The sequence below is a fragment of the Halomonas sp. C22 genome, from assembly GCF_007655045.1.
In the GTDB taxonomy this organism is placed as follows: Bacteria; Pseudomonadota; Gammaproteobacteria; order Pseudomonadales; family Halomonadaceae; genus Vreelandella; species Vreelandella hamiltonii.
The window spans coordinates 1-20,954 of the sequence record NZ_VBVC01000015.1; the positions used below are offsets into that span (position 1 = coordinate 1).

17 protein-coding genes are annotated in these 20,954 nt (G+C 62.0%); 5 read left to right on the forward strand and 12 right to left on the reverse strand.

Translation table 11 applies throughout. The features are described 5' to 3' along the window. Window positions 1–331, forward strand: a 331-nt coding sequence (locus tag FEU76_RS17745) for an FAD-binding protein (protein ID WP_222114797.1), incomplete at its 5' end; no start/stop codon positions are given. Window positions 332–535: 204 nt separating this feature from the next. Next, on the forward strand, window positions 536–1,495 hold the full coding sequence (locus FEU76_RS17750) for an NAD(P)H-dependent flavin oxidoreductase (RefSeq protein ID WP_144984781.1): 960 nt from the start codon (window positions 536–538) through the stop codon (window positions 1,493–1,495). Here FEU76_RS17750 and FEU76_RS17755 read toward each other — a convergent pair. The 8 genes from FEU76_RS17755 to FEU76_RS17790 all read right to left on the reverse strand — a co-directional run bounded on the left by FEU76_RS17755 (window position 1,477) and on the right by FEU76_RS17790 (window position 12,681). Continuing rightward, the gene (locus FEU76_RS17755; protein WP_052196464.1) at window positions 1,477–2,256 is read right to left on the reverse strand and encodes an enoyl-CoA hydratase/isomerase family protein; all 780 of its coding nucleotides are present in this window, start codon (window positions 2,254–2,256) and stop codon (window positions 1,477–1,479) included. The two genes, FEU76_RS17750 and FEU76_RS17755, sit on opposite strands and share 19 nt — an antisense overlap. Before the next feature lie 10 nt (window positions 2,257–2,266). Then, window positions 2,267–3,385: an acyl-CoA dehydrogenase family protein gene (locus FEU76_RS17760; RefSeq protein ID WP_144984784.1), complete on the reverse strand. Its 1,119-nt coding sequence runs from the start codon at window positions 3,383–3,385 to the stop codon at window positions 2,267–2,269. Window positions 3,386–3,394: 9 nt separating this feature from the next. Next, on the reverse strand, window positions 3,395–4,588 hold the full coding sequence (locus FEU76_RS17765) for an acyl-CoA dehydrogenase family protein (RefSeq protein ID WP_144984787.1): 1,194 nt from the start codon (window positions 4,586–4,588) through the stop codon (window positions 3,395–3,397). Further along, window positions 4,585–6,078 carry an enoyl-CoA hydratase/isomerase family protein gene (locus FEU76_RS17770; RefSeq protein WP_144984790.1) on the reverse strand — a complete coding sequence of 498 codons (1,494 nt, stop codon included), beginning with the start codon at window positions 6,076–6,078 and terminating at the stop codon, window positions 4,585–4,587. The genes FEU76_RS17765 and FEU76_RS17770 overlap by 4 nt, the downstream gene beginning before the upstream one ends. Window positions 6,079–6,360: 282 nt before the next feature. Then, window positions 6,361–7,506 (reverse strand): TAXI family TRAP transporter solute-binding subunit, encoded by a 1,146-nt coding sequence (locus FEU76_RS17775; RefSeq protein ID WP_144984793.1) that lies wholly within the window; start codon window positions 7,504–7,506, stop codon window positions 6,361–6,363. Window positions 7,507–7,527: 21 nt separating this feature from the next. Continuing rightward, window positions 7,528–9,534 carry a TRAP transporter fused permease subunit gene (locus FEU76_RS17780; RefSeq protein ID WP_144984798.1) on the reverse strand — a complete coding sequence of 669 codons (2,007 nt, stop codon included), beginning with the start codon at window positions 9,532–9,534 and terminating at the stop codon, window positions 7,528–7,530. A gap of 49 nt (window positions 9,535–9,583) precedes the next feature. Further along, window positions 9,584–10,744, reverse strand: a complete 1,161-nt coding sequence (locus FEU76_RS17785; RefSeq protein ID WP_144984801.1) for a TAXI family TRAP transporter solute-binding subunit — start codon at window positions 10,742–10,744, stop codon at window positions 9,584–9,586. 233 nt (window positions 10,745–10,977) lie between these two features. Next, a complete protein-coding gene (locus tag FEU76_RS17790; RefSeq protein ID WP_144984804.1) occupies window positions 10,978–12,681 on the reverse strand; it encodes a SulP family inorganic anion transporter in 1,704 nt (567 codons plus the stop codon). 237 nt (window positions 12,682–12,918) lie between these two features. Here FEU76_RS17790 and FEU76_RS17795 point away from each other — a divergent pair, with 237 nt between their 5' ends. Continuing rightward, window positions 12,919–14,565 (forward strand): methyl-accepting chemotaxis protein, encoded by a 1,647-nt coding sequence (locus FEU76_RS17795; RefSeq protein ID WP_144984807.1) that lies wholly within the window; start codon window positions 12,919–12,921, stop codon window positions 14,563–14,565. Here the strand turns inward: FEU76_RS17795 and rarD are convergent. Next, complete coding sequence (gene rarD, locus FEU76_RS17800; RefSeq protein WP_144984810.1) at window positions 14,539–15,444, reverse strand: EamA family transporter RarD; 906 nt, start codon at window positions 15,442–15,444, stop codon at window positions 14,539–14,541. The two genes, FEU76_RS17795 and rarD, sit on opposite strands and share 27 nt — an antisense overlap. A 72-nt stretch (window positions 15,445–15,516) precedes the next feature. Between rarD and FEU76_RS17805 the strand changes: the two genes are divergently transcribed. Beyond that, complete coding sequence (locus FEU76_RS17805; RefSeq protein ID WP_039177846.1) at window positions 15,517–16,332, forward strand: amidohydrolase; 816 nt, start codon at window positions 15,517–15,519, stop codon at window positions 16,330–16,332. Next, window positions 16,332–17,036, forward strand: a complete 705-nt coding sequence (locus FEU76_RS17810; protein ID WP_096922958.1) for a pseudouridine synthase — start codon at window positions 16,332–16,334, stop codon at window positions 17,034–17,036. Before FEU76_RS17805 ends, FEU76_RS17810 begins: the two co-directional genes overlap by 1 nt. A 152-nt stretch (window positions 17,037–17,188) precedes the next feature. On the opposite strand, the gene FEU76_RS17815 is transcribed toward FEU76_RS17810, so the two are convergent. From FEU76_RS17815 to FEU76_RS17825, 3 genes are read right to left on the reverse strand one after another with little or no spacing between them, the layout of a single operon-like run. Beyond that, window positions 17,189–18,781, reverse strand: a complete 1,593-nt coding sequence (locus tag FEU76_RS17815; RefSeq protein ID WP_260851422.1) for an ABC transporter ATP-binding protein — start codon at window positions 18,779–18,781, stop codon at window positions 17,189–17,191. Next, window positions 18,774–19,847, reverse strand: a complete 1,074-nt coding sequence (locus FEU76_RS17820) for an ABC transporter permease (protein WP_144984816.1) — start codon at window positions 19,845–19,847, stop codon at window positions 18,774–18,776. Before FEU76_RS17820 ends, FEU76_RS17815 begins: the two co-directional genes overlap by 8 nt. Before the next feature lies 1 nt (window position 19,848). Next, window positions 19,849–20,922 (reverse strand): microcin C ABC transporter permease YejB, encoded by a 1,074-nt coding sequence (locus FEU76_RS17825; RefSeq protein ID WP_039178423.1) that lies wholly within the window; start codon window positions 20,920–20,922, stop codon window positions 19,849–19,851. Window positions 20,923–20,954: the final 32 nt, after the last annotated feature.

The window sequence follows — 20,954 nt, forward strand, 5'->3', positions numbered from 1 at the left end:
CGGCCGTGGCATGGGCAACGGCGAAAACTTCAAACTGCTGGACGGCATTGCCGACAAGCTGGGCGCCGCCATTGGCGCGTCTCGTGCGGCGGTAGACGCGGGCTTCGTGCCCAACGACATGCAGGTGGGCCAGACCGGCAAGATCGTCGCCCCCGAGCTTTACATTGCCGTGGGCATCAGCGGCGCGATTCAGCACCTGGCGGGGATGAAAGACTCCAAAGTGATCGTGGCGATCAACAAGGACGAAGAAGCCCCGATCTTCCAGGTAGCCGACTACGGCCTGGTAGGGGATCTGTTCGAGATCCTGCCGGAGCTGGAAAGCAAGCTGTAAAAGCTTCTTGCTTCCACGTCTTGGTCGGAATAACCCGTAGCGGGGGTCTTTCGCCATGGATGGCGAAAGTAGCGCCCATGGATGGGTTCACAGCGCCCCCGCGCAGGGTTGTTCCGACCATGCCACTGCAGTGCGTTATCTTCCTGAAAGGCCCAGTGGGGCCTTTTGCAGTATTGGTTCACAATAATAACTGGCGAGTTTTCCATGCTAACCCAACTGACTGCCTCAATGACGCTGCCGGTTATCGGCTCTCCCATGTTCATCGTTTCCGGCCCTGAGCTGGTCATTGCCCAGTGTCAGGCGGGGATTATTGGCGCGTTTCCGGCGCTGAACGCCAGGCCTGCGGAAGTGCTTCGGGAGTGGCTGCAGCAGATTACCGCGACGCTGGACGCCTATAACGCTCAGCACCCGCAAGAGCCCGCGGCACCGTTTGCGGTGAATCAGATCGTGCACCCCACCAATGACCGCCTGGACCACGATGTAGCGCTGTGCGCAGAGTTCAAGGTGCCGCTGATCATCACCAGCCTGCATGCGCCCAACCGGGTGGTCGAGCAGGTACACGCCTACGGCGGCCTGGTGTTTCACGATGTGACGACGATCAGGCACGCCCAAAAAGCCATCGATGCCGGAGTGGATGGGCTGATTCTGGTGTGCCATGGCGCAGGCGGCCATGCGGGGCGGCTCAACCCTTTTGCCTTCGTAGCCGAGGTTCGGCAGTTCTACGATGGGCCTCTGGTGCTGGCGGGGGCGATTACCAAAGGTGAGCAGATCGCTGCCGCGCAGGCACTGGGCGTGGACATGGTGTACATGGGCACGCGCTTCATTGCTACCCAGGAAGCCAATGCCCAGCCTGCTTATCAGCAGATGGTGCTGGAGGCTGCTGCCGGGGATATCGTCTACACCAACCTGTTTACCGGCGTGCACGGCAACTATCTTCGCCAGAGCATCGAGCTGGCCGGGCTGGACCCGGATGCGCTGCCCGAGGGCGACAAGAGCGCCATGCGCTATGGGTCAGGTGGCAGCAGCAAAGCCAAGGCATGGCGGGATATTTGGGGCGCAGGGCAGGGGGTGGGCGGTATCACGACGCTCAACAGCGTGGCCGATGAAGTGGCCACCCTGCGAGTGGATTACCAACAAGCACGGGATCAGTTGCGACGGCGCTGACGAAAGGCGGCCACGCGCGCTTGAAAATCCTCCGTGGCTTTACACGCATCCTGCAGCGAGCCTTCCAGCGTCAAGGTGTCGTCGAGCGACAGGTTGGCTGCCTGTCGCAAGGCGCGTTTCGTGGCTCCCAGCGCCTGGGGAGATTGCGCCACCAGCGCCTGCGCCAGCCCTCGGGCTTCCGCGAGCACCTGATCATCCTCCACCACTCGATTGGCCAGACCCAGCGCCACGCAGCGCTCGGCGTCGATGGGGGTGGCCAGCGCCGCCATTTCAAAGGCCTGGGCATGACCCAGCTTGCGCACCAAATGCCAGCATGCGCCGCCATCAGGAATCAGGCCAATAGTGATAAAAGCCAGCTTCAGGTACGCCGAGCGGCCCATGACCACCATGTCGCTGGCCAGCACATAAGAGACGCCAATCCCTGCAGCGGCACCGCTGACCGCTGCGATCACCGGTTTCTCCATGGTCATCATGGTGCGCAGGGCAGGAAGAAAGAGCGTCGCCAGCCGCTCGCTGGCGGGCTGTGTGGTGGCTTTCTCGAACTCTGCCAGGTCGGCACCGGCGCAGAAGGCGCTGCCTTCGCCGCTGAGAATCACACAGCGCACCTGTGAGTCCGCCGCCGCCCTGGCAAGGGCTTCGTTGAGTGCCAGGGCCGTGGGCTCGTTGAGGGCATTGCGCACCGCTGGGCGCGCAATGGCGATGTGGGCAATACCGTCTGCTGTTGGGTGGACCCGTACCAGCGGCGTGGCTTGCTGACTCATATTCGGCTCCTCAGGCGGCGTCCAGCTGTTCGCTCAGCGTTTCAAGGTGGAAGTCGCTATCGCCCAGGTAGTGATCGAACATGACCAGGTGCTTGGCATAGTGGGCCACGTAGCACTCTTCGGTCATGCCCATGCCGCCGTGCAGCTGAATGGCCTGTTCGGCAATGAAACGCGCTGATTCACCGCAGTACGCCTTGGCCGCGGCCAACTTTGCATCCCGTTCCTGGGCGGGCAGCGAGAGGCTGGTGGCGGCAAGAATCGCCATGGAGCGCGACTGCTCCAGGTGCAGGTGCATGTCCACCATGCGGTGCTGCAGCGCCTGAAACGTGGCCAGCGGCAGGCCAAATTGCTTGCGCTCTTTCAGGTACGCCAGCGTCTGGTCGCAGGCGGTTTCCATGGCGCCGATGGCGTCGGCGCACAGCGCTGCCCGGCCCAGGGCCAATACCTCTGCCAGTGCCTCACCGGCGTCTTCGCTCAGGCAGTGCTCCAGCGGCAGGGCCACGTCGTCCAACATCAGGTCACCGGCGGGCTGGTCATCCATGGTGCAATAGGTGCGCTGCGAAACGCCCTGGGCATCGGCAGGCACGATGAACACGCCTAACTGGCCATTGGGCAGTTGGGCGGTGACCAGCGTGGCGGCGGCATTGGCCAGGTTCATGACCACGTCCTTGCGGCCATTGAGCAGCCACTGGCCGTTGTGCTGGCGAGCGTGGGTCGATATATCGAACGCGTCATAGCGGGCGGCGTGCTCTTGCCAGGCCAGGGCAAGCTGGTGTTCGCCTTCCAGTAATGGGGCCAGCCAGCGTGCCTGCTGTGCTGGACTGCCACATAGCGCCAGCAGTTGCCCCGGCATGACCAGCCCAAACAGGTAGGCTTCCGGGACCAGGCCGCGCCCCAGTGCCTGCATGATGATCATCAGGTCGGTGCCGTCGCCGCCCAGCCCTCCCACGTCTTCGCTGAACGGCATATGCAGCAGCCCCAGTTCGGCAAAGGTGCGCCACAGGGGGCTGGCGGCGTGTGACGGCGCTTCCAGCAGGGCGCGGCGCTGTTCGGGGGATACCTGGTCGGCCACCAGGCGTGTCAGTGTCTCTTCGAGCATGCGCTGCTCGTCGGTAAGTGCGAAATCCATGGTGACCTCTTACATGCCTAGAATGGTTTTAGCGACGATGCTCTTTTGAATCTCGTTGGCCCCGCCATAAATCGACAGCTTGCGCCGATTGAAGTACTGAGCGCTGGCAGCAGCGCTCTGGGCGGCGTCGTCTTCCAGCGTGTCGTCACCGTGGAGAAACTCGGGAAAGAACGGCAGCGCGGCAGGCCCCAGCGCACGGCGGGTCAGTTCGCTGAGCTCCTGACGCAGCTCCGAGCCGCGTACTTTCAGCAGGGAGCTTTCTGCCCCGGGAACGCCGCCCTCCCGGGAGGCGGCAATCACCCGCAGGTTGGTGACTTCCAGCGCCATCAGCTCCAGCTCGGCTTTGATCACCCGTTGGCGAAAGCTGGGCAGCGCCAGCAGCGGCTTGCCGCGATGCTGCATACGGGAGGCCAGCGACTTCAAATGGCGCAGCGCCTGCTTGGCGTGGCCCAGCCCGGCAATGCCGGTGCGCTCGTGGGTGAGCAGGAACTTGGCGCAGGTCCAGCCCTGGCCCTCGTCGCCCACACGGTTCTCCACCGGTACGCGCACGTTATCGAGGAACACCTCGTTGACTTCATGGGCACCGTCGAGGGTGATGATCGGGCGCACGGTAATGCCGGGGGTCTGCATATCGATCAATAAAAAGCTGATGCCTGCCTGCTTTTTGGCCTGGGGGTCGGTGCGTACCAGGCAGAACATCATGTTGGCGTGCTGCCCCAGGGTGGTCCAGGTTTTCTGGCCGTTGACCACATAGTGGTCACCGTCACGCACCGCACGGGTCGACAATCCGGCCAGGTCCGAGCCAGCGCCCGGCTCGGAGTAGCCCTGGCACCACCAGTCCTGATTGTCGAGAATGCGCGGCAGGTAGTGTTGCTGCTGCGCGACACTGCCGAACTTCATGATCACCGGCGCCACCATGTTGACGCCAAAGGGGACGACCGTGGGAGCGTGGGCGGCAGCGCACTCTTCATCGAAGATATGCCGCTGCACCGGCCCCCAGCCCGGGCCACCGTGTTCGACTGACCAGTTGGCGGCGAGCCACCCCCGTTCACTGAGAATGTTCTGCCAGCGCAGGTGGTCGTCGGCGCGCAAATGGCGCCCTAGACGCACCCGCTCACGGATGTCCTCGGGCAGTGAGTCGCTGAGAAATTGGCGGACTTCCTCGCGGAACGCCTGCTCTTCGGGGCTAAACGTCAGGTTCATGAGTGTGCATTCCTGGCAGTGGTCGATGAGGTGTCGGAGGCGGGCTGGGCCAGCGTGGCCTGGCGGTGAGCCCCGCCTGAATGCCGGGGGTAGCCCAGGGCTTCCACCGAAAGCAGATCGATATCGCTTTCCCGGTAGCAGGCTCCCTGCTGGGCCAAGGCCAGGCTGGCCTGCTCCAGCGCCGTTTGGGTGCCCTGGGCAGGCGCTTGCGCGGCGGCGTCATGCAGGGTACTCAGCACGCCAGGGGAACGCGTCACGACCACACTGGCCCGCAATGCCTTGAGGGTTAACGCCGCCCGCTGCTGGTCCAGCGCGCTGGCGTGGTGATTGACCAGTTCATGGAAGGCGCCATGCTCAACCAGCACCAGGCTCAAGGAGGTCGAGGGCAGGTCTGTGTCGATGTGTTCGTCAATGGCTGCGTCAAGGGCTGCGCTGATGGGGGCAGGAAGTGGCCGCAGCGCTAGCGTGACGGCTTGGCCGGGGCAGGTGCTGGCATCCGCGCCGGGCGCCAGCAGGCACAGTTCGGTGTTGGCGTCTGCGGGTGTCAGCGTTATCCCCGCCCGCTGGGCGGCCTGCTGCAGCGTGTCGAACAGCGGGTGTTCACCGATCAGGGCTAGCTGGGTGAAGGGGGCCGCGTTCTCTACGCCGGGTACCAGGTGAGGGCTTCGGGCGGCAAAAAAGAGGTGGATCAGCCCTGCCCGTTGATGGGAGTCCATACAGGCCAGAAACAGTGCCCGCTCCTGGCGCAGGCCCTCTTCCAGCGATGCCGCCTGGGTGCAGGCATCGATGGCTTCGACGATGCGAAACGGCGAAAACAGTTCCGGGACGCTGCTTTCAAGCTGCGCCTGCATGGTGGCAGTGGCCTGAGGGTCGGCGTCGGGTGCGGGGAGCTGCCCGGTAATACGCGTTGCCTGTTCTCCCGCCAGCACTGCTCGTGCAGCGGCAAGCCCGGCTTCCAGCGGCGTTGCGGCGTCGCTGATGGCATCGAGGATTCCGATGGTATGGGCTTCCGTGGCCTCCACGAAGCGCCCGCTGGTGATGATGTCCAGTGCATTTGCCACACCCGTCAGCCGGGGTAGGCGTTGGGTGCCGCCTGCGCCGGGCAGCAGGCCGAGCTTCACTTCTGGCAGGCCAACCCGAGTGCTTGCCGACGCCACACGATAGTGACAGCCCAGCGCGACTTCCAGGCCACCCCCCAGCGCCGTGCCGTGCAGCGATGCCACCAACGGTTTGGGGCATGCTTCCAGTTGGCTAATCACGTCTGGTAGAAGCGGCGCCTGGGGAGGTTTGCCAAATTCGCGAATATCTGCCCCGGCGATGAACGTGCGGCCCTCGGCCATGACCACCAGCGCCTGGGCCTGCTGGTCGGCGATGCCTTCTTGCAGCGCGTCGAGCAAACCGCGCCGCACGGCCTGGCTCAAAGCGTTGACCGGTGGGTTGGCGATACTGATGACGCCCACCTCGCCATGCCGCTGGTAGTGAACACTCATGATGGCTCCCGTGTTTCGCTATATGAAACTAAGCATTGTTATTTGGAATATACATCGATCATGGCGAAAGACGCCGCTGGAGTCAATAATTCAAAACGTAGTTTTGCATTGCGGAATTTATGGCTTTGAATAAAAGGCCGCACAGTGGCGGCCTGGGGTAAAATATGAGGCGCGGCGTGAGGCAGGCTTGTTGAGGTAGGCCTGGCGATGAGGTGCGCATGGGACACCCGCCACGTCAGCGTAAAGTGGCCCACCGCAGCTCGCCGTCTTTTCAGACAGAGCCTAGAACACTGGATTCAACCCAGCCTCTTCCAGCGCGGTGCGACGCACCTGCATCCAGCCGTCGATGAACGCCGTTTCGTCTTCGGGGGCATCGGCTTGATACGCTTCCCAGGTCTCCATCAACAGCTGTTGCCGCGCTACCAGGGCGTTCTGATGGGCCTCCATGGCATCGTTCCACACGCCGGTCTGTTGGTAGTAAGCCACCACGGCATCGTGGAAGGGCACCACCCAGGTCAGGTTCTGGTTTTCCAGCGCATAGCCGCTGGCGCCGGGGGCGTTGTCCTTGTAGTCGTCAAAGGACTCCACCAGCGTGGTGATCAGCCCGGTGACGGTTTCCGGTGCCAGGTCGGCGTTACTCACCATGATCGGGTAGGGGTAGCTGGCGCTGGCCAGCGGCTGCTCGGCATCGATACCCGCGCCAGAGGTCACGTCGTGGGGCTGAAAGTAAGGGGCTACCTCCAGCATGCGTGCCCAGCCTGCGTCATCGTCCGTGGGTAGCGCTGGCCACTGCAAGCCGCGTGGGCTGGCCGCCAAGCGCTGGGCCGCCGGAGTGACCGTGGTGGTAATGGCCGCATCGGCACGGCCGCTGATGATGCCGTCGAAGGCGGCGTTGTAACCGGGGAAATCGACACGCTGCACGTCATCCCAGGTCAGCCCGGCAAACGCCAGATAGGCTTCGGCGGCCTTGTTCAGGGCATCGTCGCCACGCAGGTAGGCTAGCCGCTTGCCCTTGAGGTCGGCGATGGAGTCGATCTCCACATCGCCAGCTACCGCCATGCCCAGCCCGAAGCTGGCCATGGCGGTGGAAATGACGCGAATGGGCTGGGGCCCCCAGTCCGGTCCGGCAAACATCATGACGCCTTCCGAGCCGTAGTAGCTGGCAATACCGCAGGCACACAGATCCACGCGGCCGGTTCTGAGCGGTGTCATGCGCATGGTGTCGTTTTCTCCGGGAATGACCCGGGACTGAGTGCCATGCTCCTCCTGAAGCAGCTGGCTGATCGCCATGATCTGGGCGTGGCCGCTGGTGCCCGTGCCATACGCCGTCCAATTCAAGGTGCTGGGCATGGCGCTGGCGCTGCCCGCGGCCAGCAGGCCAGCGGTGACGCTACTGAGGGCGAGGGTAAGCGTTGTTCTTGTATTCATGATCTCTCCTCGTGGTGGGTATCAAGCGTTGGCCGTCAGCGAACGCTGGTGGTGGCGCTGGCTAAGCCGCGCAAGGGCAACCCCTGGCAATAGTGCTGCCGCGGCCAGGCCAATCAACTCCCACTGGCTCAGCGGAACCATACCGCCCCCGGGGAGCGCCAGCAGCAGGCCCGCTACCAGTACCAGACCACGAATGACCGCCTCTTGCAGCATGCCGTACCCCAGCCGCCCGACGCCCATCAGATAGCCCTGCATGGCCGATGCGAACAGGATGATGCCGATGATGGCCTGAATGAACACGGCGACGATCACCAGTGGCTCGCCCTGCATGATCAGCGCCGGATTGAGGACGAACAGGAAGGGAATGAAGTAGATCACGCTGCCCAGGCGCATGGCCTGCAGGCCGGTCTCCATGGGGCGGGCGCCCGCCACCGTGGCAGCGGCAAAAGCTCCCAGCGCCACGGGAGGCGTGATGAAGCTCAGCATGCCCCAGTAGAGAATGAACATATGCACTGCCATGGGGTCCAGGCCGCCGCCTTGAATCAGCGCCGGGGCCAGCGCCACGGCCAGGAAGATGTAGGCTGCGGTCACGGTCATGCCAATGCCCAGCACGAAGCTGGTGACCGCCCCCATGATCAGCAGCAGCGGTACGCTGCCCCCGGCGATGTTGATGAAGTCGTTGGCAATGGTGCCTGAAAGGCCGGTCATGGAGAGCGCGCCCACCAGCATGCCCACCCCTGCCAGAATGGCGATGAGTTCTGCAAACAGCTTGGCAGCCGAAGATAGCGTGTCGGCAACATCCTTCCATCCCCAGCGGTTCTGGCGGGAAAGCTGGTTGAGTACCAGCAGCAGGGCGGTTGCGTAGAACGGTGCCACCGCTTCGCGCTGCATGACCAGCAGCATCCACACCAGCAGGCCAAAGACGAAGATGAAGTACCAGCCCTCCTTGAGAGTTTGCCAGACCGACGGCAGCTCTGCCGCAGGCAACCCCTTGACATCATGGCGGGCAGCGTAAGCGTCGATCTGGATGAACAGCCCCAGAAAGTAAAGAATCGAGGGAATGACGGCGGCCAGCGCAATGGTGGAGTAGGGCACGTCCAGGAACATGGCCATGACGAAGGCGGTGGCGCCCATGACCGGTGGCATCAGCACGCCCCCGGTGGATGCACAGGCTTCGACGCCGCCAGCGAACGAACGGCTCATGCCGATGCGGCGCATGGCGGGGATCGACAGCACCCCAGTGGTCAGGACGTTGCTGATCACGCTGCCGCTCATGGAGCCCATCAGGCCGCTGGAGAAAATCGATACCTTGGCAGGGCCGCCGCGCACATGGCCCAGCAGTGCAAAGGCCAGGTTGATGAAAAACTTGCCGCCGCCGCTTTTTTGCAGCACGACGCCAAACACCAGAAAACCGATGACCAGCCCGGCAAAGGCCTGCAGTGGCACCCCCATGATGCTCTCGGTGCTCATGGTATGGTACATGGCCGTTTCAGACAGGCTGGAAGGAAACGCTTGAATCGGGCCCGGTACGATATCCGCCACCAAGGGGTAAAGAGAGAATAGCCCGGCAATGATGGCAATCGGCAGGCCGCCCGCCCGGCGGGCAGCTTCGATGATGAGAACCCAGTAGGCGTAGCTGGCGTAAATGGCAGTATCCGGGGCCGAAAACGCCCAGCCGCGCTCGAGAATGGACACCGCGTTATAGACGAAGTAGCCGCCAATCACCAAAGTGACGGCGCTGAGCAGGTAGTCGTACCAGGGGATGGTCTGGTCCTGCTGTCGGCTGAGCATGGGCCATAGCAGAAAGACCAGCGGCAGCAGCAGTGCCACCACTGCGTAATAGAACTGGGTTTCGAGCCCGGTCACGAAGGTGAGCCAGCCCCAGTTGAACAGGTAATCCAGCGTCATCATCATCAGCAGCACGGTGACGGCGGCGGGAACCCAGCGAAGCGCAGGTGGCAGCTCGCGGATTTGGCTGATCTTTTCTTTGACCTGCGGGGCATTGGCAGGCGCGGTATCGGTGGTCATAGGGCGTTCCATCAATCAGCTGGGGCGGCGAGCGCCGCCCCGAGGCGAGTTACTCGAAAATCGGCTCGAATCCGGCGTCGGTCAATGCCGAGGCGCGGGCCGCCATCCACTCGGTAGTGAACGCGTCCGAGTCGCTGGGTGCGTCTGCCATGAACGCTTCCCAGGCTTGCAGCAGGACATTTTGCCGCTCGACCAGCTGATCCTGGTGAGCCTGCATGTCATCGGTCCATACGTCGATTTCCTTGTAGTACTCCACCACCGCATCGTGGAACGGCACTACCCACTGTAGATCCTGGTACTCCAGCGCGTAGCCCACGGCTCCCGGCGCGTTGTCCTTGTAATCGTCGTAATGGTCATTCATGGCTCGAATCAGACCATAGGCGACCTTGTCATCCAGGTCCTGATTGGCCACGACGATGGGATAAGGGTAGCTGGCGCTGGGGACCGGGTTGTCCGCGCTGATGCCGCCCGCGCCTGCGGTGACTTCATGGGGCTGAAAATAGGGTGCAACTGCCGCCATGCGCTCCCAGCCTGCTTCATCGTTTGGATCGAGTACCGGCCAGCTGATGCCTCTGGGGCTACTGGCCAGCTGCTGCGCAGGGGGTGTCACGGTCGTCGTGAAGGAGGCATCGACATCACCGGCGATGATGCCGTCGAAGGAGCGGGCGTAACCCGGATAGTCGACGCGCTCCACGTCGTCCCAGGTAAGCCCGCCAAAGGCCAGATACGCCTCTGTGCCTTTGTTCAGCGCATCGTCACCACGAATGTAGGCAATGCGCTTGCCAGCCAGGTCCGCTGGGGTTTCAACGCCAAGGTCGCCGGCCACGGCCAATGACAGGCCGAATGACGCCGTGGACGTGGTAATGACGCGCAGCGGCTGCGGGCCCCAGTCGCGGTCGGCGAACATCATGACCCCTTCGGCGCCGTAGTAGCTGGCGATACCGCAGGCGCACAGGTCGACACGCCCTTGTTTCAGGGGCGTCATGCGGGAAACGTCGTTGTCGCCGGGCAGTATGCGCACCGAAGAGCCGTAATGGTTCTGCAGCATGTTGCCGATGGCAACGGCCTGGGCGTAGCCGCTGGAGTTGGTGCCGTAGGCCGTCCACGCCATGGTGCGCGGCAGTTCTACTTCGCTGGCGTGGCTGACGGCCGCACCCAGTAGAGAAAGCGGCAGGGCGGCGATGAGCAGGCGGTGAGCAAATGGATGCATTTTCATGCTCCTTTATTGTGGTTGTGATGGTCGCTATCGGGTTGTTACGCTTTGCTACAATGTGTTTTGCTATGCGGTATTTGATTCTGCTAAGTGGTCAGGTGATAGTAGGTAAGCCAGCAGAGGCTGTCAACGCCGTTTGATGAAGTGCTTAAAAAAGCCGATTGCTAAACGCAAAAAGCCGAGCAATGGCTCGGCTTTTTAATTAATTTTCAATGGCTTGAAAGATTGGGCTATTGGGAAAATTCACGCCAGGCAGCATAGGTGCTCAAAAATACCCGGCCGGACAGCTCTTCGAGAAAGTCGCTCTTTTTCAGTTGGTCCATGACTGGCCCCTTGACCTCGGCAAGGTGCAGCTTCACATCGGAATCCTTCAGCCGTGCGTTGATGGCATCCAGGCTTTCCAAGGCAGAGGCGTCGATCAAATTGACGGCCGAACAGATCAGTACCACGTGTTCCAGCTCGGGTCGACTGGCCACCAGGTTGTAGACGGTATCTTCGAGGTAGCGGGCGTTGGCGAAGTAGAGGCTCTCATCGATGCGCAGCAGCGCTGCATGCGGGGCGGTTTCGACATCATGGCGCTCGGTATTGCGAAAATGTTCGGTGTCGGGCACCCGACCTACCAACGCGCTGTGGGGGCGGCTGGTGCGATAGAGAAAAAGTGCGATGGAGAGCGTGACGCCGCCAATGATACCGGCCTCGATGCCTTCGACCAGAGTCAGCAGAATCGTGACCGCCATGGCGGCAAAGTCACTGCGGGAGTAGCGCCAGGTCTGGCGCAGCATGGGAATGTCCACCAGCGTCAGGATGGATACCGTGATGGTGGCCGCCAGGGTGGCGATGGGCAGGTAGTAGAGCCAGCCGGTAAACGCCAGCGTCACCAGCCCAATGCCCAGGGCGGCAAAGGCCCCTGCGGCCGGGGTCTGTGCCCCGGCATCGTAGTTGATCACGGTGCGCGAGAGCCCGCCGGTGACCGGCATGCCACTGGTAAAGCCTGCCGCCAGATTGGCGGCGCCCAGGCCGATCAACTCCTGATTGGGTGAGATACGCTGGCGGCGTTTGGCGGCCAGCATCTGGCCCATGGAGACCGACTCCACAAACCCCACCAGACTGATCAATAGAGCAGGAATCAATAGCGCCCGCCAGAGTGAGGCATCCCCCCAGGGCAGGCTGAACGCGGGCAAACCGCTGGGAATCGTACCCACCACCGCCACACCCTGATAGGCCAGCTGCCAGTGCCAGGTGACCAGCGTCGTGATCAGCACGGCAAATACCGGGCCTGCCTTGGTCAGCAGGTCTGCCAGGGATACAGGCACGCCTACCCAGATCAACGAGCGTTTGCCGTAGCGGCGTAGCGCCACCATAAACAGCAGCGTCCCCACGCCAATGGTCGCTGTGTAGGGGTTGATGTCAGGCAGGTTGGGTAGCAGCGTCATGAGCCGTTCGACGAGCGTAAAGCCGCTGCTGGCAATTCCCAGCAGGCCGCCCAGCTGGCTGACCGCAATCAGAATGCCGGAAGCCGTCAGGAAACCAGAGATGACCGGATGGCTCAGGAAGTTGCTGAAAAAACCCATTTTCAGGCTGCCCATGATCAGCAGGATCATGCCCGAGAGCAGCGACAGCACCAGTGCGGCTTGCAGGTATTCGGCGCTACCGGGGGCGGCCACCGACGAAAGTGCCGCTCCCGTCATCAGCGCAATGATGGCCACGGGCCCCACCGCCAGGGTTCGGCTGGTGCCCAGCAGGGTGTAGAGCAGTTGGGGAAGAAGACTGGCGTAAAGTCCTACCACGGCAGGCAGCCCGGCCAGCAGAGCGTATGCCAGCGACTGGGGAATGACCATGACCGTCACGATCAGGCCCGCCATGAGGTCGGCCCCCAGCAGGCGCCGATGATAGTGGGGTAGCCAGGCAAGAATGGGCAAATAGCGCTTCAACATGGTTTCTCGCAGCGTTGGCCATATCAGGAAAAACGGGACCTGCAAAACGGAACATAGTTTAGCCTGTTTAGTTATAAAAATGTCATGCCCACTTGCCTCAAGGCCAAATATTACCTTTTGCTATCCCCCCAAAGTGCTACTTATTTCAAATGCGTAACTGGTTAAGCTGACTGAGTGGTAAACGCGGTCTGTATTGCGCCATGACTCGACGATCTCAACAATAAAAGAGTACTCACTATGCGACTGCTTCGCTGGCTGTTACCGCTGCTATTGATCAGTGCTGCCGTCGGGATGACCTGGCGAGGAGGCTTCTGGGCGTATGCTGGGCTCGCCAGTGCCCTTGTCGCGGGGGGCGCGCTGGTGGCCGCCGCCCTGTACGACGTGTACCGTGCCGATCACCAACGTTTGGTATCGGTGCCCCGCAGTATCAGGCCGATTCAGGACTATGGTGCGCTACGCGGCATGGCGTATCGCCTGATGCATCGCGCTAGCAGTACTGCCATTGCCTCGGCGGAGGTGTCCCATTACGCCGACCTGATGGCCCAACGTCTTGCCAAACAAGAAAACATGGCCAGTGAGGCCTCTTCCAGCATGAGCGCCATCAACGCTGCCATCATGCAAGTCAGCGCTAGCGCGACACAGGTAGCGACCCTGGCCGAAAGCGCCCAGCGGGCGAGTCATGACAATCATGATGCGCTGGCCGATATCATTCAGGACATGACCGATGTGGCCGAGCGCTCCGGCCTGGCGTTGGATATGCTCACCGAACTGAACGACAAGATCGAACGGGTGCGCAGCGTGACTTCCATGATCGAGGGGGTGGCCGAACAGACCCACTTGTTGTCGCTGAACGCATCCATCGAAGCTGCCAGGGCCGGCGAGCATGGCCGAGGCTTTGCGGTGGTGGCGGGAGAGGTGCGCGACCTGGCGTTGAAAACGTCCACGGCCACCCAAAGTATCGATGGGCTGGTCAAGGATATGCACCAAAGCGGCCAGAGTGTCGTGAGCACCATGGGCGGGCTGATGACCCGGATGCGAGACCGGGCTGAGGAGATGCAGCAGGTAGGGAGCAGCCTGGCCACCATTACCCAGGAGTTCGACCAGGTGCAGCAGGAAATCACCAGCGTGGCGGGTGCCATGGACAGTACGCGGGCCCACAGCCAGACCGTGGCGGACAGCCTCGACCAGCTGGAGCACGATGTAGATGAAGGGAACCGCCATATGCACGCCCTTGCCCAGCAAGCTCACGCCTTGATGGAGGCTGCCGAAAGCGTGGATGCAGAGCTGGCCCAGCAGCATCTTGAAGGGCGCCATCAGCAGGTATTCAAGGTGGCTCGACAAACCGCCGACCAGATTGGCAAGCTGTTCGAAAAGGCCTTGAGCCGAGGCGAGCTATCGGAGGCCGCGCTGTTCCATCCAAATTATGCGGTGATCCCCGGGACCCAGCCGCCGCTTTATCATACCGGCTTCGATGCCTTCACCGACCAGCAACTGCCCGCCCTGCAGGAGCCGCTGTTGGCAGGTCACGGCCTGAGCTACGCCATTGCCTGTGACCGCAATGGCTATGTGCCCACCCATAACGCGGCGGTGAGCCGTGAACCCACTGGCGACCCGCAACACGACCTGAAATATTGCCGCAGCAAGCGCATTTTCGATGACCCTACCGGTCGCCGCTGTGGTGCCCATGAGCAGCCGCTGCTGCTGCAAACCTACAAGCGCGACACGGGCGAGATCATGCACGACCTGTCGGTTCCCATTCATGTGCACGGCAAGCACTGGGGTGGCTTCCGTGTGGGCTATCAGCCTGAGCAAGCCGCACAGCTTCAAGCCGTTGAGCAGGCACCTGCCACGCTGCCCTCAAGCGGCCGCCTGGCGCGGACGTGATTGCCAGGACGACCATGAATAGAGCGCCAGGCCTGTCCAGATCATCAGAAACGTGACGAGCTGAATCAGGCCCAGCGGCTCTCCAAACACGGTCAGTGCAATCAAAAACTGAATGCTGGGGTTGATGTACATCAAGAACCCCAGGGTGGCCAGCCGCAAGCGGCGTGCGGCCCCGGCAAACGCCATCAGCGGCAGGGCCGTGAGGATACCGCTGACTACCAGTAACGCCGACATGGGCGCGTCGTGCAGGAAGTGTGACGTGCCTTGCCAGCTCATCCAGCTCAGCGCCAACAGGGCCAGCGGGAAGAGCAGCAGTGTTTCCACGAACAGGCCTGACAGCCCATCCAATGGCACCTGCTTGCGAAAGAGCCCATAGCTGCCGAAACTCAGCGCCAGCAGCAGGCTGATCCACGGCAACTCCCCCAGCATGACGAATTGCACGGCAATCGCCAGGCTGGCGAGACCAAGCGCCACCAGCTGTAGTCGGGCCATCACTTCTCTGAGCACCAGCATGCCCAACGCAACGTTGACCAGCGGGGTGAGAAAGTAGCCCAGACTGGCTTGCAGCACTTGCTGGCTCTCTATGGCATAGATGTAGATGCCCCAGTTGAAGGCAATCAGCAGCGCGCAGGTGAGCACCCTGCCCAGGCGCCTGGGCTCGACCAGCGCGGCCACCACCGGAGGCCAGCGGCGCAGGACGCTGATCAGCCCGACCAGGAACAGGCATGACCACAAAATGCGGTGGATCAGAATTTCAAAGGCGGGTATTCCATCGAACAACGCAAAGAACAGCGGAAAACAACCCCACATGGTATAGGCGGTCAAACCGAACATGACGCCCTTGACCGCTTCAGGGTCTCTGGGTGCAGATGGAAGCATAGCAGCCTCATTAACTAAAAATGCTAATCTAGCACACAATCGGCCAAGACATTGATGCAAAGGAGGCATGGCATGAGCCAACTGAAAACCAGCCTGGTGCAGTGCGATTTGCGCTGGGAAGACCCCCACGCCAACCACACGCATTTGGCCAAACTGCTGGGCGACCTGGATAGCCGGGACACGGACTTGATCGTGCTGCCCGAAATGTTCGCCACCGGCTTTACCATGAACTCTCGCGAGATGGCCCAGCCCATGGCCGAGAGCCAGAGCGTGGCCTGGCTGCAAGCGCAAGCGCAGGCCCGAGGTTGCGTGATGACCGGCAGCGTGGCCGTCGTGGAGGATGGCCAGTACTACAACCGCATGGTATGGGCAACGCCCGACGGCGAACTGCGCTACTACGACAAGCGTCACCTGTTCCGTATGGCCGGAGAGCATGAGCGATACGGCATGGGGTCGGCACGGCAGATCGTCGAACTCAAGGGATTCAAGCTGCAGCTCAGCGTCTGCTACGACCTGCGGTTTCCCGTGTGGATGCGCCAGCAGCCAGCAGAAGGCGAGCATTTCGAGTATGATGCCGTGCTGTGCGTGGCTAACTGGCCCGCCCCTCGTCGCCATCCGTGGCGCACGCTGCTGCAAGCACGCGCGGTGGAAAACCTCGCCTACGTGATAGGCGTCAATCGTGTGGGCGAAGACGCCAAGGGGCTGGCCTATAGCGGCGACTCCATGCTGGTCGATTTCAAGGGTGAACCGCTCATCGACCATCCTGCCCATACCGCGTTCATCGATACCGGAACGCTCGACAAGACGGAACTGGATGCCTTTCGTGACAAATTTCCTGCCTGGCAAGATGCCGATCGCTTTTCGCTACTGCCAGGAGTGGGCCAATAATGCGCCTTGATCGTTTTTTGAGTGAAACCTCTGCGCTGACCCGCAGCCTCGCCAAGCGCGCCTTGAAAAATGGCGAAGTGACGCTGAATGGCGAGCCCATCAAGCAAGCCGCCACCCATATCGACACGGCCCAGGACGAGGTGCGTCTGAATGGCGAGCGTCTCGAGCTGGTGGGGCTGCGCTATATCATGCTGCACAAGCCCAAGGACGTGGAGTGCACTGCACGCCGGGGACTGTATCCGCGGGTCATCGATATCATCGATGAGCCCAAGGTAGAACGCCTTCAGCCGGTAGGGCGCCTGGATGTGGACACCACCGGACTGCTGCTATTGACCGATGACGGGCAGTGGTCCCACCGAGTGACATCGCCGCGCCACCGCTGTGCCAAGGTGTATCTCGCCGAACTGGCCGAGCCCATGGAAGGTGAGGCGGCTCAGCAGGCGGTCGAGCGCGTGGCCGAAGGCCTGCTGCTCGAAGGTGAAGAGACCCCCACCCAGCCGGCCACGCTGCGTTTCATTACCCCGCAGCAGGCAGAGCTGACCATTACCGAAGGCCGCTACCATCAGGTAAAGCGGATGTTTGCTGCCTTGGGCAACCACGTCGAGGCGCTTCATCGGCACTCGATCGGCAGCCTTGCGTTGCCCGATGATTTGGCACCAGGCGAGTGGCGAGCGCTGACCCAGGAAGAGATCGACAGCTTCTAAACGGGTCATATTTATACCGTTATCTTGTCTAAACTGAAAATGTGCACGCGGCTTTGGATGTTTTCAGGCGCTGGCGGAGAGGCTCGGGTCGAGCCTCTCCGCCAGAAATTTTTTTGCCAGAAATGTCCTTGGTGATCAGCTTTTCAGCCAGCTCACGACAGGTGAGCGGCACTCAAAAGCGCTTGGGTATACGGGTGGCGAGGGTTGGCCAGCACGTCAAGACAATCCCCCTGTTCGACCACCTCGCCATCTTTCAGCACCATGATGCGGTGTGCCATGGCGCGGACGACGGCCAGGTCGTGGCTGATGAACAGATAGCTGAGCTGCCGCCTGGCCTGCAGTTCTCGCAGTAGCGTGACCAGCTGCTTTTGCACGGTGCGGTCCAGGGCAGAGGTGGGTTCGTCGAGGACCAACAGCTCGGGCTCCAGTATGATGGCCCGGGCCACGGCAATACGCTGGCGTTGGCCGCCTGAAAACTCGTGAGGGTAGCGGTCGGCACAGCTTTCGGGCAGGCCGACTTCCTTCAGGGTCTGGCGGACGCGCTCGCGGACCTCGCTGTCGCTCAGGCGCGGAAAGTGAAAGCGCAACCCTTCGCTGACGATGTCGAACACGGGCATGCGTGGAGAAAGCGCGCCGTAGGGGTCCTGAAACACCATCTGCAGCCGATGGCGCTGGCGACGCAGAGCGTCTCCCGTCAGCTCGCTCAGCCGTGCATCGCCCAGGCTGACATCTCCCTCACTGGGCACTAGCCGCATGATGGCCGAGGCCAGCGTGGTCTTGCCCGACCCGGATTCGCCCACGATGCCCAGGGTTTCACCGGGCGCTATGTGCAGATCGGTGGTTTTCAGCGCTTCGAAAGCCGGGGGCTGGCGCTGGAACAGCTGCGTCTTGGGTCGTTTGAAGCTGACGCGCAGCTGGCGGGCGCTCAGCAGGGCAGCACTGCTGAGCGGCGCTGCAGGTCGGCCCTCCGGCTCGGCGGCGATGAGTGCTCGGGTGTAGTCGCTTTGCGGGTTGGCGAAGACCTGTGCGACGGGCCCGGTTTCTTCTACCTTGCCGCGATACATCACGCAGACACGATCGGCATGGCGCCGCACCAGGTTGAGGTCGTGGCTGATCAGCAGCAGCCCCATGCCGTGGTGATCGCGTAGCTCCTTGAGCAATGCCAGAATTTCCTGCTGTACCGTGACGTCCAGCGCCGTGGTGGGTTCGTCGGCAATCAACAGTGCGGGGTTGTTGGCGATGGCCATGGCGATCATGACGCGCTGGCGCTGGCCTCCCGAGAGCTGGTGAGGCCAGGCGTCCAGCAGCTCGTCTGGGCGGGGCAGTTTGACCTGCTCCAGCAGCGTACGCGCCCGCTGCCTGGCCGCTTGTCCGCTCAACCCTTGATGCAGGCGCAAAGTTTCCCCTATCTGCTTGCCAATGCGATGCAGCGGGTTGAGCGATGTCATCGGTTCCTGAAAAATGAACCCGACGCGGTTGCCCCGCAGCGTGTTCCAGTCGCGCTCATGCAGCTGGCTCACGTCACGGCCTTCCAGCAGGCGCTGGCCAACGACCTGGGCATTGCTGGGCAGCAAGCCAATGGCGCCCAGCGCGGAGACCGACTTGCCCGAGCCGGACTCTCCGACGATGGCCAGGGTTTCCCCCGCATTCAGCGACAGCGACAGTTTGTCGACCACCACCTGGCCATCGAACGCCACGCTGAAGTCATTCAGGTGCAGCAGAGGGGCAGAGCTAAGTTCAGACATGGGCGGCTTCCCCGGCAGCATTGGCGCCTTGCTTGACGTGGCGAGGGTCGAAAGCATCCCGCAGGCCCTCACCGATGAATACCAGCAGTGACAGCATGATGGCCAGCGTCATGAAGGCCGTGATGCCGAGCCAGGGCGCATGCAGGTTGTTCTTGCCCTGTGCCGCCAGTTCACCCAGCGAGGGGGCGCCAGGGGGCAAGCCGAAGCCCAGAAAGTCGAGTGCCGTCAAGGTGCCGATGGCGCCGGTAAAGATGAACGGAATGAATGTAAGCGTTGCCACCATGGCGTTGGGCAGGACATGGCGCCACATGATGAGTCGGGAAGGAAGCCCCATGGCCTTGGCAGCCCGCACGTACTCCAGGTTACGGGCGCGCAGGAATTCGGCGCGCACGATATCCACCAGACCCAGCCAGGAAAACAGCAGCATGATGCCCAGTAGCCACCAGAAACCCGGCTGCACGAAGCTGGCCAGAATGATCAGCAGGAACAGCACCGGCAGCCCGGACCATATTTCCGTGAAACGCTGGCCGATGAGATCCACCTTGCCGCCGAAATAGCCCTGCAGGCCACCGGCAATGACTCCGATGACCAGCGAGCCTGCGGTCAACACCAGCGCGAAGGCCACCGAGAGACGAAAGCCGTAAATCACCCGGGCCATGACATCGCGCCCTTGATCATCGGTGCCCAGCCAGTGGCGCCCATCGGGTGGGGCCGGGGAAGGACGGCTCATCTGCATATCGAGGGTTTGATACGAAAAGGGGATGATGGGCCAGAGCGCCCAGCCATGGTCATTGATCTGCTGTTGGATGAACGGATCGAGATAGTCGGTACGGGTGGGCAAAAAGCCGCCGAACTCGGTTTCCGGATAGTCGACCAGCAAGGGAACGTACCACTGCCCTTCGAACTGCATCACGATGGGTTTGTCGTTGGCGATCAGCTCCGCGAACAGGCTGATGATGAACAGTACGCCAAACAGCCACAGCGAGATGCGTGCCCGCCGGTTGGCCTTGAACGCCGCCCAGCGCCGCCGGGTAATCGGGGAAAGGCGGGAGGAGATGGCGTGCATATCAGGACTCCCTGGAGGCGAAATCGATACGTGGGTCGACCCACACGTAGGTCAGGTCGGAGATCAGCTTGAGCACCAGCCCGATGACGGTATACAGGAACAGGGTGCCGAAGATGACCGGGTAGTCGCGTTGCATGACCGCCTCGAAGCCCAGCAGCCCCAGGCCATCCAGCGAGAAAATCACCTCGATGAGCAGCGCGCCGGTAAAGAATATGCCGATCATCGCCGAGGGTAAGCCGGCGATGATGATCAGCATGGCATTACGAAACACGTGACCATACAGGATACGCTGCTCGTCGGCGCCCTTGGCGCGCGCCGTCAACACATACTGCTTGTGGATTTCATCCAGGAAGCTGTTCTTGGTCAGCATGGTGAGCGTGGCAAAACTGCCAATGGCAGCGGCCAGTACCGGTAGCGTGATATGCCAGAAGTAGTCCTTGATTTTGCCCCAGGTGGAGAGGTCGGCAAAATCGGGGGAAGTGAGGCCTCTCAGCGGGAACCAGTCCAGATACGAGCCCCCCGCAAACAGCACGATCAGCAGGATGGCGAACAGAAAGCCGGGGATGGCGTAGCCGACGATGACGAGCCCTGAGCTCCACACGTCGAATCGAGACCCGTGACGCAGCGCCTTGCGAATGCCCAGCGGAATCGAAATCAGGTAGACCAGCAGGGTGGTCCACAGGCCTAGCGAGATGGAGACCGGCAAGCGCTCGATCATCAGCTCGATCACCGGGCGGTCGCGAAAGAAGCTGGTGCCAAAATCGAAGGTCAGATAGTCCAGCATCATGCCGATAAAACGCTCATGGGCGGGTTTGTCGAACCCGAACTGCTGCTCCAGCTGTTCGATGAAGCGTGGGTCGATACCGCGCGCGCCACGGGAGTCATCGCTTACCTGGATATCGGCACCGCCCATGTCCAGGCGCGTGCTGGCCATGGCGTCGGCCCCTTCGAAACGGGCCAGCATCTGGTCGATAGGCCCTCCCGGCGCTGCCTGAACGATCACGAAGTTCAGCAGCATGATGCCGAGCAGTGTCGGAATCATCAGTAGCAATCGACGAAGTGTGTAGCGTGCCAAGGTGCACCCCATGAAATGAGAGTTGAGCGGTT

Bases quoted from the DNA above. Each gene is read 5' to 3' on its own strand.
- FEU76_RS17750 (WP_144984781.1), top strand. From the start codon at position 536: ATGCTAACCCAACTGACTGCCTCAATGACGCTGCCGGTTATCGGCTCT.
- FEU76_RS17760 (WP_144984784.1), bottom strand. From the start codon at position 3,385: ATGGATTTCGCACTTACCGACGAGCAGCGCATGCTCGAAGAGACACTG.
- FEU76_RS17790 (WP_144984804.1), bottom strand. From the start codon at position 12,681: ATGTTGAAGCGCTATTTGCCCATTCTTGCCTGGCTACCCCACTATCAT.
- FEU76_RS17815 (WP_260851422.1), bottom strand. From the start codon at position 18,781: ATGTCTGAACTTAGCTCTGCCCCTCTGCTGCACCTGAATGACTTCAGC.
- rarD (WP_144984810.1), bottom strand. From the start codon at position 15,444: ATGCTTCCATCTGCACCCAGAGACCCTGAAGCGGTCAAGGGCGTCATG.
- FEU76_RS17765 (WP_144984787.1), bottom strand. From the start codon at position 4,588: ATGAACCTGACGTTTAGCCCCGAAGAGCAGGCGTTCCGCGAGGAAGTC.
- FEU76_RS17805 (WP_039177846.1), top strand. From the start codon at position 15,517: ATGAGCCAACTGAAAACCAGCCTGGTGCAGTGCGATTTGCGCTGGGAA.
- FEU76_RS17780 (WP_144984798.1), bottom strand. From the start codon at position 9,534: ATGACCACCGATACCGCGCCTGCCAATGCCCCGCAGGTCAAAGAAAAG.
- FEU76_RS17755 (WP_052196464.1), bottom strand. From the start codon at position 2,256: ATGAGTCAGCAAGCCACGCCGCTGGTACGGGTCCACCCAACAGCAGAC.
- FEU76_RS17820 (WP_144984816.1), bottom strand. From the start codon at position 19,847: ATGCACGCCATCTCCTCCCGCCTTTCCCCGATTACCCGGCGGCGCTGG.
- FEU76_RS17810 (WP_096922958.1), top strand. From the start codon at position 16,332: ATGCGCCTTGATCGTTTTTTGAGTGAAACCTCTGCGCTGACCCGCAGC.
- FEU76_RS17775 (WP_144984793.1), bottom strand. From the start codon at position 7,506: ATGAATACAAGAACAACGCTTACCCTCGCCCTCAGTAGCGTCACCGCT.
- FEU76_RS17770 (WP_144984790.1), bottom strand. From the start codon at position 6,078: ATGAGTGTTCACTACCAGCGGCATGGCGAGGTGGGCGTCATCAGTATC.
- FEU76_RS17785 (WP_144984801.1), bottom strand. From the start codon at position 10,744: ATGCATCCATTTGCTCACCGCCTGCTCATCGCCGCCCTGCCGCTTTCT.
- FEU76_RS17795 (WP_144984807.1), top strand. From the start codon at position 12,919: ATGCGACTGCTTCGCTGGCTGTTACCGCTGCTATTGATCAGTGCTGCC.